This window comes from Marinobacter nauticus, from assembly GCF_003634635.1.
GTDB lineage: Bacteria > Pseudomonadota > Gammaproteobacteria > Pseudomonadales > Oleiphilaceae > Marinobacter > Marinobacter nauticus.
This window is the reverse complement of record NZ_RBJB01000004.1, coordinates 435,093-450,066: the sequence shown is the minus strand read 5'-3', so window position 1 is coordinate 450,066 and position 14,974 is coordinate 435,093. Positions and strand designations below refer to the sequence as shown.

General features: G+C 58.7%; 14 protein-coding genes. 8 read left to right on the top strand and 6 right to left on the bottom strand.

Annotated elements, in window-relative coordinates; genetic code table 11:
- Nucleotides 1-2: 2 nt before the first annotated feature.
- Nucleotides 3-602 (top strand): histidine phosphatase family protein, encoded by a 600-nt coding sequence (locus C7436_RS13450; protein ID WP_113879575.1) that lies wholly within the window; start codon nt 3-5, stop codon nt 600-602.
- Here C7436_RS13450 and cobU read toward each other — a convergent pair.
- Nucleotides 586-1,116 (bottom strand): bifunctional adenosylcobinamide kinase/adenosylcobinamide-phosphate guanylyltransferase, encoded by a 531-nt coding sequence (cobU, locus tag C7436_RS13445; protein WP_121208128.1) that lies wholly within the window; start codon nt 1,114-1,116, stop codon nt 586-588. The genes C7436_RS13450 and cobU overlap by 17 nt on opposite strands.
- A 140-nt stretch (nt 1,117-1,256) precedes the next feature.
- Here cobU and C7436_RS13440 point away from each other — a divergent pair, with 140 nt between their 5' ends.
- The 4 genes from C7436_RS13440 to C7436_RS13425 all read left to right on the top strand — a co-directional run bounded on the left by C7436_RS13440 (nt 1,257) and on the right by C7436_RS13425 (nt 5,386).
- Nucleotides 1,257-3,134: a putative nucleotidyltransferase substrate binding domain-containing protein gene (locus C7436_RS13440; protein WP_011783821.1), complete on the top strand. Its 1,878-nt coding sequence runs from the start codon at nt 1,257-1,259 to the stop codon at nt 3,132-3,134.
- On the top strand, nt 3,127-3,849 hold the full coding sequence (locus C7436_RS13435; protein WP_121208127.1) for a 3'-5' exonuclease: 723 nt from the start codon (nt 3,127-3,129) through the stop codon (nt 3,847-3,849). The genes C7436_RS13440 and C7436_RS13435 overlap by 8 nt, the downstream gene beginning before the upstream one ends.
- Before the next feature lie 251 nt (nt 3,850-4,100).
- The gene (locus C7436_RS13430) at nt 4,101-4,679 is read left to right on the top strand and encodes a QsdR family transcriptional regulator (RefSeq protein ID WP_011783819.1); all 579 of its coding nucleotides are present in this window, start codon (nt 4,101-4,103) and stop codon (nt 4,677-4,679) included.
- Between the two features lie 83 nt (nt 4,680-4,762).
- Entirely contained in the window at nt 4,763-5,386 is a 624-nt protein-coding gene (locus tag C7436_RS13425) for a hypothetical protein (protein ID WP_011783818.1), read from the top strand.
- A 76-nt stretch (nt 5,387-5,462) separates the two neighbouring features.
- Here the strand turns inward: C7436_RS13425 and C7436_RS13420 are convergent, their stop codons facing one another.
- The gene (locus C7436_RS13420; RefSeq protein WP_121208126.1) at nt 5,463-6,857 is read right to left on the bottom strand and encodes a sodium-dependent transporter; all 1,395 of its coding nucleotides are present in this window, start codon (nt 6,855-6,857) and stop codon (nt 5,463-5,465) included.
- Between the two features lie 313 nt (nt 6,858-7,170).
- Nucleotides 7,171-8,043, bottom strand: a complete 873-nt coding sequence (locus C7436_RS13415; RefSeq protein ID WP_121208125.1) for a carboxylate/amino acid/amine transporter — start codon at nt 8,041-8,043, stop codon at nt 7,171-7,173.
- A gap of 168 nt (nt 8,044-8,211) precedes the next feature.
- On the opposite strand from C7436_RS13415, the gene C7436_RS13410 reads away from it, so the two are divergent.
- The gene (locus C7436_RS13410) at nt 8,212-9,651 is read left to right on the top strand and encodes an MATE family efflux transporter (protein WP_121208124.1); all 1,440 of its coding nucleotides are present in this window, start codon (nt 8,212-8,214) and stop codon (nt 9,649-9,651) included.
- On the opposite strand, the gene C7436_RS13405 is transcribed toward C7436_RS13410, so the two are convergent.
- Nucleotides 9,612-10,631: a GGDEF domain-containing protein gene (locus C7436_RS13405; RefSeq protein WP_121208123.1), complete on the bottom strand. Its 1,020-nt coding sequence runs from the start codon at nt 10,629-10,631 to the stop codon at nt 9,612-9,614. The two genes, C7436_RS13410 and C7436_RS13405, sit on opposite strands and share 40 nt — an antisense overlap.
- A gap of 249 nt (nt 10,632-10,880) precedes the next feature.
- Here C7436_RS13405 and C7436_RS13400 point away from each other — a divergent pair, with 249 nt between their 5' ends.
- Nucleotides 10,881-12,008 carry an HD-GYP domain-containing protein gene (locus tag C7436_RS13400; RefSeq protein ID WP_121208122.1) on the top strand — a complete coding sequence of 376 codons (1,128 nt, stop codon included), beginning with the start codon at nt 10,881-10,883 and terminating at the stop codon, nt 12,006-12,008.
- A 1-nt stretch (nt 12,009) separates the two neighbouring features.
- Here C7436_RS13400 and fghA read toward each other — a convergent pair whose 3' ends face one another.
- Entirely contained in the window at nt 12,010-12,855 is an 846-nt protein-coding gene (gene fghA, locus C7436_RS13395) for an S-formylglutathione hydrolase (protein WP_121208121.1), read from the bottom strand.
- A gap of 33 nt (nt 12,856-12,888) precedes the next feature.
- Nucleotides 12,889-13,320: a CBS domain-containing protein gene (locus C7436_RS13390; protein ID WP_121208120.1), complete on the bottom strand. Its 432-nt coding sequence runs from the start codon at nt 13,318-13,320 to the stop codon at nt 12,889-12,891.
- A gap of 198 nt (nt 13,321-13,518) precedes the next feature.
- Between C7436_RS13390 and C7436_RS13385 the strand changes: the two genes are divergently transcribed.
- On the top strand, nt 13,519-14,880 hold the full coding sequence (locus C7436_RS13385) for an alanine/glycine:cation symporter family protein (protein WP_023007812.1): 1,362 nt from the start codon (nt 13,519-13,521) through the stop codon (nt 14,878-14,880).
- The last annotated feature ends 94 nt before the right edge of the window (nt 14,881-14,974 follow it).

The window sequence follows — 14,974 nt, the reverse complement described above, 5'->3', positions numbered from 1 at the left end:
CTATGACCACCACAGTAATCGACCTGATACGCCACGGCGAACCGGAAGGCGGCCAGATGTTCCGGGGCAGTAAAGACGACCCCTTGAGCGACACCGGGTGGCAACAGATGATAGCTGCCATCGCCGAGGGTGATCAGTGGGATGCCATCGTCAGTTCACCCATGCAACGATGCCAGCGTTTTGCCCAGCAACTGGCCGAGGAACACAGAATTCCACTGCATATCGAAGAAGATCTCCGGGAGATCGGCTTTGGTGAGTGGGAAGGGTTGACCGCTGAGCAGATCCAGGAGCGCTATGGGGATCATCTTAACCACTTCTGGCAGGACCCCATCAACTTCCTCCCCCCCGGCGGTGAAGCTGTGACGGATTTCTACCAGCGCACTATTGACGGTTTTGATCGATGGCAGCAAACACTTGCCGGCAAACGGGTCTTGGTGGTCTGCCACGGAGGCGTGATCCGCATGGTGCTGGCCAATGTATTGGGCATTCCGCTGGAGAGATCATTCACCGGCTTTGCCGTGCCTTATGCCTGCCGCAGCCGGATACAGGTGGACCAGTCCGAATTCGGTGTGTTTCGCAGCCTGATCAGCCACCAGCCTTGAGGGTAAGTGGCAAACCCGCCACAGCCATCACCACCTCATCACAACGCTGGGCCAGGGCCTGATTGAGCCAGCCCAGCTCATCCGCAAAGCGACGGGTCAGCGGACCCATGCCGATGGTCCCGAGCCCCACTTCGTTGGTCACAATGACCAGGGAGCCAGGATAGACCTCAACCGCCTCCAGAAAGGCCGCCCGTTCGGGCTGGAACAAGGCGCCGTCGGCAAACAGCAGATTGCTCAGCCACAGGCTCATACAGTCCACCAACAGCAACGGCGGTTCTCCCGGGCCGCTGGCATACTCTGATAATACCTGACCCAGGCGCAGCGGCTCTTCAGCAAGCTGCCAGTGGTCCGGCCGCAGCTCCTGGTGACGCTGGATACGCAGTGCCATTTCATCATCGCCTGCCGTCGCGGTCGCCACATAAACCACGTCGTCACCGGTCGCTTTGGCCCTCTGCTCAGCCAGCCCGGTCTTACCGGAGCGAATCCCGCCGGTTACCAGTAACTTGTTGACCATAAACCTTTCTCCAGCCCGCCCCATTCCGGTGCCAAGGTACACCAACCGGACAGACAACTGCTATAGTTTGGCCAGACTCCGGAAACGGCGGCACCGCAATCGCCGGCTTCAGAACAAGACCGATTAACCCTGGAGAACCCATGCAGGCCGAGCTGCTCGACATCCGCAACCACATCGCCCAACACGCTCCCTTCGACGAAATGCCCGAAGAACTGCTCGACCGCATCGTCACTGGCATCGAAGTGGCCTATTACCGGGCCGGCACCCAGATCCTTGAGCTGGGCCAGCAGAACTACTGGTTGCACTACATCCGCAGCGGTGCGGTGGAAATCTTCCGGCGCTCCGGCGAGCTATACAACCGCATCGGTGAGGGCGAAATCTTTGGCCAGTTTGGCCTGCTGCGCAATCAGAAAGTGCGCTTTCCGGCCAAAGCCATCGAAGACTGCCTGATCTACAAAATCCCCTACGAGACCTTCCAGCATCTGTGGGAAAACGACGAGAACTTCGCGGATTTTGTCGAGATTGAAGACCACAGCCGTCTGCGTTCGGCGGTCTCGCGCCGGCACAAATCCAACGAACTGATGTCCGCCAAGGTCACCCGGCTAATTGCCCGCGAGCCAGTCTCTGCCCCGACCACCGTGCGCCTTCAGGAAGCCGCCCGGATCATGACCGACAACGGCGTGTCGGCACTGCTGCTGATGGACGAAAGTGGGGATTCGCCCCGGCTCAAGGGCATCATCACCGACCGGGATCTGCGCACCCGGGCGGTCACCAACGCACTGCCATCAGAAACCCCCATCAGCGAGATCATGTCCGAAGGGCTGATTACCATCAGCGCCCGCAGCTACATCTTCGAAGCCATGCTTACCATGCTGCACAATAACGTGCACCATCTGCCAGTGATGGAAGACCATGAAGTGCGTGGCGTAATCGCGCTGTCCGACATCGTCAAATACGAGAGCCAAAGCAGCTTGTACCTGGTGAGCAACATCTACCACCAGAACGACGTCAAAGGCCTGAAGAAAATCAGCCGCGAAGTGCGCGACAGCTTCGTGCGCATGGTGAATGAAGACGCCAATTCCCACATGATCGGCAGCGCCATGGCTGGCATCGGCCGAAGCTTCAGTCAGCGCCTGTTGGAGCTGGGCGAGGAAAAACTCGGCCCGCCACCCATCCCGTATTGCTTTATGGCTCTCGGCTCCATGGCCCGGGATGAACAGCTGGTGGTTACCGACCAGGACAACGCCATGGTGCTGGACGACAGCTTCATTCCGGAAGAGCACGACGAATACTTCCTGGCCCTGGCCAAATTTGTCTCCGACGGCCTGGCTGAATGCGGCTACACCTACTGCACCGGTGACATCATGGCCACCAATCCGAAATGGCGACAACCGCTGAGCGTGTGGAAGGATTACTTCACCGACTGGATCGACAACCCCAAAGCCGAAGCCCTGCTCAACAGCAACATCTTCTTCGACCTGGACGGCATCTACGGCGAAACTGACTATGCCGAACAGCTGAAAACCCTAATCGTGAACAAGGCCAGCAACAGCCAGCGCTTTCTTACCTTCCTGGCCCGCAATGCCCTGAACCGTACGCCGCCCCTGGGCTTCTTCCGTACCTTCGTCCTGGAAGAAGACGGCAAGCACCAGAAAACCTTCAACCTCAAACGCCGCGGCACCGCACCGGTCTCCGACCTCATCCGGGTGCACGCCCTGGCCTGCGGTTCCCGCTCCCAGAACTCCTTCGAACGCCTGCGCGACATCGCCAAAACCAAACTCATGCTGGACGACGACGCCGGCAACCTGCGGGATGCCCTGGAATTCATCTCCATCGTCCGCATTCGCCATCAGGCACTGGCCATCGAAGAGGGCCGCGACCCGGACAACAACGTGCGCCCGGAGGACCTGTCGCCATTTGAACGCAGCCACCTGAAAGACGCCTTCCAGATCGTCAGCAACGCCCAGAAATTCCTGCGCTTCCGCTATAACGCCGGGGGAGCCACCCGGAATGTCTAGCGTGATCAAAAGCGGCAACAGCAAGCAGAATTGGCCAGAGAACTACCGCAAAGGCGCCGAACAGGCGAAAGACACCAGAATCCGCGCCTTCTACGAAGCCGGCTGCCCCAGTCCGGACACGCCTGTCCGGGATGTCCCCTTAGTGGCCCTGGACTTCGAAACCACTGGCCTGGAAGCCGACCAGCATTCCATCGTCAGCATCGGCCTGGTGCCCTTTACCCTGACAGGCATCCAGCTCGGCCAATGCTGGCACCAGGTGGTTCGCCCCAGACTGCCCCTGCACAAAACCTCTGTGACCATCCACGGCATTACCCACAGCGAAATCGAAAACGCCCCGGACCTGGAAGACGTACTCGACCCGCTGTTCGAACACCTCAACGGCCGAATCCCCGTGGTGCACTACCGCAACATCGAACGCCCGTTCCTGAACACCGCCCTGCAATGGCGCCTGAACGAACAACTCCGCTTCCCGGTCATCGACACCATGGCCATCGAAGCGCACCTGCACCCAAACCGCAACCCCAGCCGCTGGCAGCAACTGATGGGCAAAAAGCCGATCTCCATCCGCCTCGCCGACAGCCGGCTCCGCTACGGCCTGCCCCACTATGCTTCCCACAACGCCCTGATCGACGCCATTGCCACTGCAGAGCTACTGCAGGCCCAGATACTTCACCACTTCAGCCCCGATACGCCCATTGGCGATCTGTGGGTGTGATTCAACAAGCGCTCTGATAACAACTCCAGGTTTGGTATGAGCAGCCGGGGTGTCCCCTCCAAAAATTTCGGAGGCCATGGATGGCCGGAGAGAAGCGCACATGGATGTGCTCGTAGCGGTTTTTGGAGGGGACACCCCGGCTGCTCATGCACCTCACCATGCGGGCTATAAACCAGACTCGTGGACTGCCAGCCATAGCCCCAAGCCCCAGCAATCGATAGAATGTCCCCAAACCAGCCAAAGGGACCGAAGTGACCACACCAACCGCCAAAACCACCCCCCTGGACGCCTTCCGCCGCGCCAGAAGAATGTGGCTAAAAGGGGAAAAAATCAGCCTGGCTGCCCTCGCCGACGACCTCCACATCGGCCGCGCCACCCTGTTCCGCTGGGTTGGTAACCGCGACCTGCTGATTGGTGAAATTCTGTGGTCCCTGTACGAGCCCCTGTACAAAGAAGCCCGCGCCGTTACCCCCGGCCATGGCGTCGACTACGTGGTGGGCGTGTTCCGCCACATCAACATGACCATCCTGCACTTCGCCCCGCTGCGAAAGTTCCTGCATCAGGACCCGGAATACGCCCTGAAAATGCTCACTTCCTCCCACTCCACGCTGCACGCCCGCACCGTGGAAGTGAACACCCGCCTGCTCAAAGACGAAGTGCGCGCAGGCCATCTGAGCCCACCCATGAACATCCAGAGCTTGTCCTACTTCATGGTACGAATCGCCGAATCCTGCCTGTACAGCGACATCATTGGCGGCCGCGAACCCCGCGATGAAGAGCTTGAGGATGCCTGCACTGCCGTGCGCATATTGCTGGGCGGAAAGGTCTGAGCTCCTGATACCGCTGGAAACCTGGCCAGCCTGGGATTACTCTTTGCTGACATCCACAGGAAATCATCAGCAAGGAGTGCACCATGAACCACCGTAACACCCAACCGCGCCTCAACGTGCTGCAAGCCGGCCTGCTGCTACTCAGCCTGGCCCTGGCACCGTTAGCCCACAGTGAAAACCTCACCGAGGACGATGTCACTTCCTTCATCGCCAGCATGGAAGCCATGCAGCCCCTGATCGACAAGCATCAGGACTTCATCGAATCCATCGAAGATCCAGCCGACGATGAGCGGGAAGTGGATTTCGCCCGGATGATGTCCTCGATGGTGGACGAAGTGAAAGGGCACGAAATGTACGATGACCTGGACGACCTGGTCGATGACTTCGGATTCTCCAGCCCGGAAGCCTGGGCCCGCAAAGGCGACCGTATCGTCAGCGCCTGGTTTGCCATCGAAATGGAAGCCCAGCCCGACATGGCACCGGATATCGCGGAGATGGAGCGCGCCATTGCCGAGATGGAAAACAATCCCGACATGCCCGAAGCCGCCAAAGCCCAGATGCGCGAAATGATGGAACAGATGATGGTGACCGTCAAAAGCGCATCCAGTGCGGCGAAGCAAGTGAGCGATGCCGACAAACGTGCTGTCAGGCCCCACGTAGAACGCCTCAAGGCTGTGATGGAGCAGGACGAGAGCGACTACGAATAACACGCTCCCCAAAAACAAAACCCCGGTACTGTCGCCAGCACCGGGGTTTCTTTTTGCTGCCTGAGCAGCGAGGCAATCAGGCCGTCAGGTTGTAAACAAACACGATCGCCACGGCAATCGGGGTCACAAACCGGATCAGGTTGTACCACAGGCTGAACGCGCCACCCTGCAGGGCCAGGTCGCTCTTCAGCGATTCCTTGGCCACAAACCAGCCCACAAAAATGGCGGTCAGCAGGCCAGACAGTGGCAGCATGATGTTGGCGGTGAAGTAGTCCAGCAGGTCGAACACCGTCTTGCCTTCAAAGGCGGCAAACATGCCCAGCGGCGTCACATCAGACCAGACGTTCAGGGACAGAATGGAAACAATGCCCAGCGCCCAGCACAGCACGCCCACCAGAATAGCGCTGCCGGTGCGGGCCAGGCTGGTTTTCTCTTCAACCCACTCAACCACCGGCTCCAGCAGGGAAATGCCAGAGGTCCAGGCAGCAAACAGCAACAGAACGAAGAACAGGGTGCCGAACAGGCTGCCCATGGGCATGTTACCGAACGCCAGCGGCAGGGTCTGGAAGATCAGACCGGGGCCGGCACCGGCTTCCAGGCCGTTGGCAAACACCACCGGGAAAATGGCCAGGCCCGCCAGCAGTGCCACCACAGTATCCATGATCGCCACACTGACGGCGGTGCGGCCGATGGAGACATCACGGCCCAGGTAGGAACCGTAAGCCATCATAATGGCCATACCCAGGCTCAGTGTGAAGAAGGCGTGCCCCAGGGCAACCAGTACGCCTTTCACCGTCAGTGCCTCAAAATTCGGGGTGAACAGGAAACTAACCGCCTCGCCGAAATGGCCGGTCGTCGTCGCGTAGCCAACCACCAGCAACAGCAGCAGGAACAGCGCCGGCATCAGAATGGTAACCGCACGTTCCAGGCCGCCTTTCAGGCCCCGGGAAACCACCAGCACCACCAGCGCCATGAACACCGTGTGCCAGGCCAGCAGCTGAATCGGGCTGCCCAGCAGTCCACCGAACAGCTCGCCCACAGATTCTGCAGTGCCGCCGGTGAAATCGCCCATCGCCGCGTGGCCAATGTAGGAGGCCGCCCAGCCACCGATGACCGAGTAGAAGGACAGAATGATAAACGCAGCCAGCATGCCGACAATGGCCGAGACGCGCCAGACCGGCGACGCCAGGTTGCGCTCCGCCACCAGCCGAAAACTGGTAATGGGGTTATGACGACCATTCCGGCCGATAAACACTTCCGCCATCATGATGGGAATACCGATGATGGCAATACAGAGCAGGTACACCAGAACGAAGGCACCACCGCCGTTCTCGCCGGTGACATAGGGGAACTTCCAGATATTACCGAGACCAACCGCGGAACCGGTGGCTGCCAGAATAAACGCGAACTTGGAAGACCAGAGTCCGCGAGCCCCGTTCCCGCTGTCTGCTGCGGAGTTGGACTGAGTCATGTGTTTGCTTCCTGTGCTTTTGGCTGAGGAAAATACGAATTGTCAGATCGCCCGGCACACGGCGTGCGGGCTATTGGGGCGGGATTCTGCCAGCACTGGCGGCATGATGCCAGTGCGGAGGCTGGGCTCCGGCGCAATTCGGGTGTTTCTAAATTTAGCCGGCGCTTCTAATCACCCGGTTTTGCTGACAAATCGCTGAATCAGGTTGTCGGCGCACTGCGGTTGTTTATCGCAAGCAAGGCACACAGGGCACGCGGGCCCCATTTATCGTACTGCAACTGACCAAGCTGTTTAAGAATAATTCAGACATTTCTCAGGGTTGCTCGACCAACCGTGCCCTGGGATGATAGCGAGCATTCACCCACAGAGAGAATCCGATCACCACACCACCAACGGCCAGGCGCAGCAGATCTGCATCACGATTCCAGATCAGCAGATTGACCAGCAAGCCAGCCGGTACCAGGGCATTGTTCATCACAGCCAGGGTGCCTGCATCGACCTTGCAGGCACCGCGATTCCACAGGTACAGCCCCAGACCGGACGCCGCCAAGCCCAGCCAGCCAAGAATGCCCCACTGCAACGGTGTTGACGGCAACTTGTCCGGGTTACCAAAAATCAGGAACGAGGGTAGCGCGATCACCAGTGCGCCCAGGAAGAAGTAACCGAAAGTGCGATACCCAGGCAGCGCCAGAGGGTAACGTTGCATCACGTGCTTGTAGCCAACCTGGCCGGCAGCGAAGGTAAAGTTGGCCACCTGCAGCAGCAGGAACCCGGTGATGAAATCCTCACTGAGGCCATCGTACCGGATGATGCCGGCACCGAGTGTGGCAATAGCCGCAGCCAGCAACGCCACCGGTGAAAACCGGCGGGCCAGGGCATCATCCACCAGAGTCACGTACAGAGGCGTAAAAATGGTAAACAGCAACACTTCCGGTACCGTCAGGTAACTGAACGAGCGATACAGGCACAGATAGGTGATGCCGAACTGCAGCATACCAGTCACCAGGATGCCCAGCTTCATACCGGAGGGAACACCGCGCCAGCGGGTAAACGGCAGGAACACCAGGGCTGCCAGCAAGACCCGGCTCAATACCGCGAAGTCGCTGTCTACACGGCCAGCCAGGAACTCGCCGATCAGACTGAACGAAAAGGCCCAGAGTACGGTTACCAGAACCAGTAAGACCATCGATTGCACCACCCCTGTTGTATGCCGGGCGCCTACTTTACTGCTTTACGGTGGGTTTTGCAGCGGCGGCAGACGGGGAAACCCCTATAAGCACGAGTCCGCAGGCTGAGGTACCATGGCCGGTCCTGTACCAGTGCCACGCTACAATTCCGGAAAGACCAGAGCGCCATGGACGAAACCCATCAGCCACTACCCGAAGCCCGCCAGCCGCTGATTCAGCGCACGCTCGCCGAGTGGAAAACTCTGGCCATTCTGGGCGGCCCGATTCTGATTGCCCAGGTGGCGCAGATGGCCAACGGTGTGATCGATACCGTAATGGCCGGCCACGCCAGTGCCGAAGATCTCGCGGCCGTGGGTATCGGCAGCAGTCTGTGGATGCCGCTTTTCCTGTTCTTCATGGGCATGCTCGGCGCCTTGCAGCCGATTATTTCCGGCTACAACGGTGCCCGTACCACCCATAAGATCATGCCCGCCACCTGGCAGGGCATCTACATTGCGGCGGCCGGCACCGTGGTGATGGCTCTGCTGCTAACCAATGTCCATCCCGTCCTGGCCCTGCTGAAACTGGATCCGCACACCGCCGGCATCACCCAGGGTTATCTGGACGCCTTTGCCTGGGGCATACCCGCCCTGCTGCTGATCAACGCCCTTCGGGGCCTGACTGACGGCCTCGGCCACACCCGGGTAATCATGGCCTTCTCTGTACTCAGCACCCTGATCAACCTGCCACTGAACTACATCTTCATTTACGGCAAACTTGGGCTGCCCGCCATGGGCGGTGTCGGCTGTGGCTGGGCCACGTCCATCTCCAATGGTGTCGCCGCCATCGCCATGCTGATCTACCTGAACCGCAGCGAGACCTTCCGTCAGTTTCATCTGATTGCCGATTGGGTCAAGCCCGACTGGGCCGGGATTCGCTACATCCTGCGTATTGGTGTACCCATCGGCTTCACCATCTTCGTGGAAGCCAGCATGTTTGCCGTGATCGCCTTGTTCCTGGCACCGCTTGGCCCAGTGGTGGTAGCCGGCCATCAGATCGCCCTGAACGTAACGTCGCTGCTGTTCATGCTTCCTCTCAGCCTGGGTATGGCACTGACTCTGAGGGTAAGCTTTCTGACCGGAGCTAACGCCCGGGACTCCGCAACACTGATTTCACGCAGCTCGCTGATTCTGGCCTCGGCCATCGCCCTGCTGTTTGCCACTCTGCTGTTCGTGTTCTCCGGCGCCATTGCCAGCCTGTATTCGGGCGATGCCGAAGTTCAGGCGGTCACCATTCGGCTGCTCACCTTCGCCGCCATGTTCCAGATTGCCGATGTTATCCAGGTAACCTGTATCAGCGCCCTGCGCGGCTACAAGGACACGCGCATTCCCATGTTCATCATGCTGTTTTCATTCTGGGGAGTGGGCCTGCCGCTGGGGTATGTGCTGACATTTACCGACTGGGTGTGGCCGGCGCTGGGCGCTGCGGGTTTCTGGGTAGGACTGACGGCCGGGCTGACCTCCGCCAGCCTGTTACTCGGCTGGCGCCTGTTTCATTACCAGCCTCCCACACCCGCTGATGAAGACACTCAGCCTGCAGCCGTGGGAACCGGCTCTGGCATGGGCTGACCAATATCCTCGGCATAGACAATCCGGTCGCGCCCGGTTTCCTTGGCGGTGTACAGCGCGTTATCGGCCCGGGCCAGCCAGCTTTCCACACTTTCGCCATGGCCCAGCAGGGCCACGCCAAATGACGCGGTTACCGGCCCGCCGGGGTGTTTCATGTATTTTCGGAGTACCTGCTGAAGATTGTTCATCACCGCACGCAGATTTACGCCATCAACGCCTGGTAGCAGTAATACAAACTCCTCACCGCCATATCGGAACAGCTGATCGGAACGGCGGGTATTGCTCTCCAGCAGGGCTACCAGCTCGGTGAGCACTTCGTCGCCCACGCCGTGGCCATATTCGTCGTTGATCTTCTTGAAATGATCAAGGTCCAGCAACACCAGAGCGTAGGGCAAGCCGGAACGCTCGGCATTGGCAGCGGCCACATCCAGCTCTTCATCCATGGAACGGCGGTTCTTTACGCCGGTCAGCGGGTCAATGGTGGCCAGCTGCTCCAGGCGCCTGCGCTGGCTGTGGTTGCGATGAGCAAAGACATAGGCGCAGGCACTGACCACAACGGCGGTCGAAGAAAACGACCACATCTGCTCCTGGCTACTGAATGCCAGGCCAATCACCATCATGGCCAGGATGGCGGACAGGTTAATACCGACAGCAACCCTCGGAGCGACCAGAAAGAAGGTGGTGACCAGACAGGGATATAACCAGAACAACCCCGGGTCACCAACAATCGTACCGACTGCAACAGCCCCGTAGGACGAAATAATCGCCATAACCAGGCCCGTCCTGCGGGTATCTCCCGTGAACCAGGCATAGGCCATGCTCATAGCAATACCGCCAAGGATCACGCTATCCACCACGCCAGCCAGCAGATTACCCTGCATGAACCGCAGCACTGCAAACGGCGTGATGCCCACCAGCCCGCTGATGCCCAGCAAGGTAATGATGGATAACCGAAAATCGTTTTTCAGGCGGTGAAACATGCAGCTCAGGGTCCGACAAAAGTCTGATTTAGGATTCTAGAATAGCCCAAGCTTTTCAAACGGTCGTTCCAGGGCAACGATTCTTAACAAATCTACCACCAAAGGCGACACAATGTGACCCACATCACGCTTTGCTTTTCTCTAATATTCCAATGTAATCCACTTTATAATCGACCAGGCAACGATCATTAGCTTCAAACCTATTGGCCAGTCATACTATCGCGCACCGGCTGCAGATTCAGGAACATTGTGTCTAACTCACTGATAAGAATAGCCCCCGGGGCACTCACCATAGGCAAGCCACTGCCCTGGGATGTTTTCGACTCAGAAGGCAATATTCTTCTGCGTCAGGGCTATGTGATTCAGACCAACAGCCAGCTCGAGCAGCTGTTTGAAAGAGGGCGCTTCAAGCCCCGAAAGATCGAGCGGCCGAAAGAGGAAACCTTTGAAGACCTGCGCCAGCGGAATCCGTTTGCAGAATATGGTGACTTGCTGACCACGCTGGAAGTCACACTCAACGCCATTACCTCGGAAGATCCCACCGCCCAGAAACGCCTGCTGGGTCTGTGCCGAATGCTGGATAAAACCTGCCAGGAGGCACCCGACGCCAGCCTGGCATTGGTGCACCTGTATTCGATCAGCCCCACCATCCATGAACAGATCCTGTTCTACGGCATCCTGTGCCATTTCATCGCACGCCAGTTCGGGCTGGAGGAAAAGCGGGCCACCGTGCTCACCGCCGCCGCGCTCACCGCCAACCTCGCGCTGGTGCCTGTGGCAGACCAACTCAACGCCTCCAATACCGTGTTGACCGATGATCAGCGAGCGGTCATTCGCAAGCATCCAGCCCGAAGCATTCAGGCGCTGACGTCGGCCGGCATCAATAACAAGCTGCTGCTGCGTATCATTGCCCAACACCACGAACAGGCCGATGGCTCGGGATATCCTGAAGGGCTCAGCGGTAGCGATATCCTTCCGGAAGCAGAAATCCTGGCCCTGGCCGAACGCTATGTGGCGATGATCACCAAGCGTGCTTACCGTAACCGGATGAACATCACTGAGGCCCGCAAGCTCATCGCCACCCTGGCGGACGGCAAGTTCCGGCCGGCGATTCCACGCTCATTGCTACAGATACTTGGCGATCATCCGCCGGGCATGCTGGTCCGGCTGGTCAACAATGAGGTTGGTGTGGTCACCCGCCGGGCGGATCGTACCCGGGGACCTTTCGTGAAGGCGATATTCGGCCCCCGAGGCAATCGCTACAGCGGCACCTTTGAGCGCGATACCAGCCTGCTGGAATACAACATTCGAGCGCCGGAAGAGCCCGAGATCATGCCAACCATGGATTTCAGCATGCTCTGGGGCTTCCGCTCCTGACTCAGATCAGCCCCAGCGCCCGGGCATGATGGTTCAAGTGATCGTCAATGAACGAGGCGATAAAGAAGTAGCTGTGGTCATAGCCCCGATGCATACGCAGGTTCAGGTGATGATGAAACTTCTCACACACATCGGCCAGGGCATCCGGATTCAGCTGGCTGTCCAGAAACTCATCGGCCGTACCCTGGTCCACCAGTAGCGGCAGCCGTTCCTTTGCCGTCGGAATCAACATGGTGGCATCCCAGGCTTCCCACGCCGACTGATCGTCACCCAGGTATCCGCTAAACGCCTTCTGGCCCCAGGGGCAAGCCATCGGGTTGGCAATTGGAGCAAAGGCCGATACCGACCTGTAATACCCCGGGTTCTTCAAAGCCGCAATCAGAGCCCCGTGCCCGCCCATGGAATGGCCACTGACCGAACGTTCACCATTCAGCGGCAATTCGTTTTCCACCAGCTGCGGCAGCTCCTTGACCACATAATCATACATCCGGTAATGCGGCGCCCAGGGCTGCTGGGTCGCGTTGACATAGAAACCGGCTCCGGAGCCAAAATCATAGCTGTCATCCTCGCCGGGCAGATTCACGCCTCGGGGGCTGGTATCCGGGCAGACAATGGCCAGGCCCAGCTTTGCAGCGAGTTTCTGGGCGCCGGCTTTCTGCATGAAATTCTGATCGGTGCAGGTGAGGCCCGACAACCAGTACAGCACCGGCACCTCTTTGGCCTGAGCACCCAGCGCCGCAGGAGGAAGAAACACCGCAAATTCCATGTCGCACTCCAGGGTAGCGGAGGTATGGCGATAGCGGCGGTGTTCTCCGTCGAAACAGACGTTGGTGGATAACAGGTCCATAGATCCCCCCGGAGTCAAGGATGTGGTTAGCGATCAGTCTTCAGCCCCGGCATAGCTGGGTTTGTCGATACTGAAACCGGACTTGGCAAATTCCGCAAGAATGGCAGTACGCGTTACGATACCAACCAGTTTGTCATGATCAACCACCGGGTACACTTTTGGCTTACCGGCCCCCAGATTCTGGGCCAGATCCACCACCGACATGTCCGGCGATACCGTCATCGGCTGCCGGAACATCACGTCATCCACAATGGGATCACCTTCATGGTGGTAGTTGCTGACCAGCAGCGAGTGTATACAGTCCTGTTCCGAGACAAAGCCCAGCACACGGCGATGATCATCCACCACCGGCAAACCGGTAACATGATTGGCCAGCAGGGCTTTCACCACCCTGGTGACCGGCGTACCACAGCGTATCGGTTCAATGTGGTTCCACATCACTTCAGATATCTTCAATGAGCGCATCGACAACTTCCTTTCAGACAGAATAACGGTGCCCGATTGAGCACTTCCATACCCTAAACATAGGCAAAGCCCGCAGAAATGAAAAACCGGCGTCATGAAAACGGTTTACATCGGATAATTGTCGACTAAACTCAATGGGGTATGCCCTTTCAGGGCTCAATAATCCTGATTCATCCGTGGTAAACAGTGGGAGAACCCATGGAAGCCATTTCCAATTTTGTAAGTGAAATCAACGGACTGGTATGGGGCCCTCCCATGCTGGTGATGATTCTGGGCGTCGGCCTGTTTCTGAGTATTGGCCTGAAATTGATGCCGATCATGAAACTGGGGGCCGGTTTCCGCCTGATGTGGAGCGGCCGGGCCCGCGGTGACGAGGATGACGGCGATATTCCCCCGTTCCAGGCCCTGATGACCGCACTGTCTGCCACCGTGGGTACCGGTAACATTGCCGGTGTTGCCACCGCAGTCTTCCTCGGCGGCCCCGGTGCGCTGTTCTGGATGTGGCTCACAGCCCTGGTGGGCATGGCCACCAAATATTCAGAAGCCGTTCTGGCGGTTCGCTTCCGGGAAGTGGACGAGCGCGGCAACCACGTGGGCGGCCCCATGTATTACATCCGTAACGGCCTCGGCAGCAAGTGGGCCTGGCTAGGCATCCTGTTTGCGGTGTTTGCCTCGGTAGCCGCCTTTGGCATCGGTAACACGGTTCAGGCCAACTCCGTCGCCGATGTGCTGGAAACCAATTTTGGCCTGCCCCACTGGGTAACCGGTGTGATCCTGATGGTACTGGTGGGCATGGTACTGATTGGCGGTATCAAGCGTATCGGCCAGGTAGCCAGTGCGCTGGTGCCGTTTATGGCTGTGTCCTATGTGCTGATTGGCCTGATCGTACTGGCCATTAACGCCAACCAGATTCCGGAAGCCATCAGCATGGTATTCAGCTATGCCTTCAGCCCGGCTGCAGCCGAGGGCGGGTTTGCCGGTGCTGCGGTCTGGGCAGCCATCCGCTTTGGTGTGGCCCGGGGCATCTTCTCTAACGAAGCAGGTCTCGGCTCTGCCCCCATCGCCCACGCGGCAGCGCAAACCAAGAACCCGGTCAAGCAGGGCATGGTGGCCATGCTGGGCACCTTCATCGACACCATCATTGTCTGTTCCATCACCGGCCTGGTCATCATCACCTCCGGTGCCTGGACGTCCGGCGAAACCGGGGCGGCACTGACTTCCCTGGCCTTTGAAACCGGCCTGCCGGGCTTTGGTAACTACGTGGTGGCGATTGCCCTGGCGATCTTCGCGTTCACCACCATCATTGGCTGGTCTTTCTACGGCGAGCGCTGTATTGAATTCCTGTTCGGTGTGAAGGCCATTCTGCCTTACCGGGTACTGTGGATTGTGGCCATTCCGGTGGGCGCCACCATCAACCTGGGCTTTATCTGGCTGGTGGCCGATACCCTGAACGCCATGATGGCACTGCCCAACCTGATCGCCCTGCTGCTGTTGAGCCCGGTAGTGTTCAAACTGACCCGGGAGCACTTCGACAAGCAGAAGGCTCTGGGCGTGGAGTAATACCCTGTCTATGCAAGACGCTCACAAGGATGTGAGCGAACCGTTGGATGCGCCAGATCAAGTCCCCCTTGTAACTGGCGCATCCATCACCACA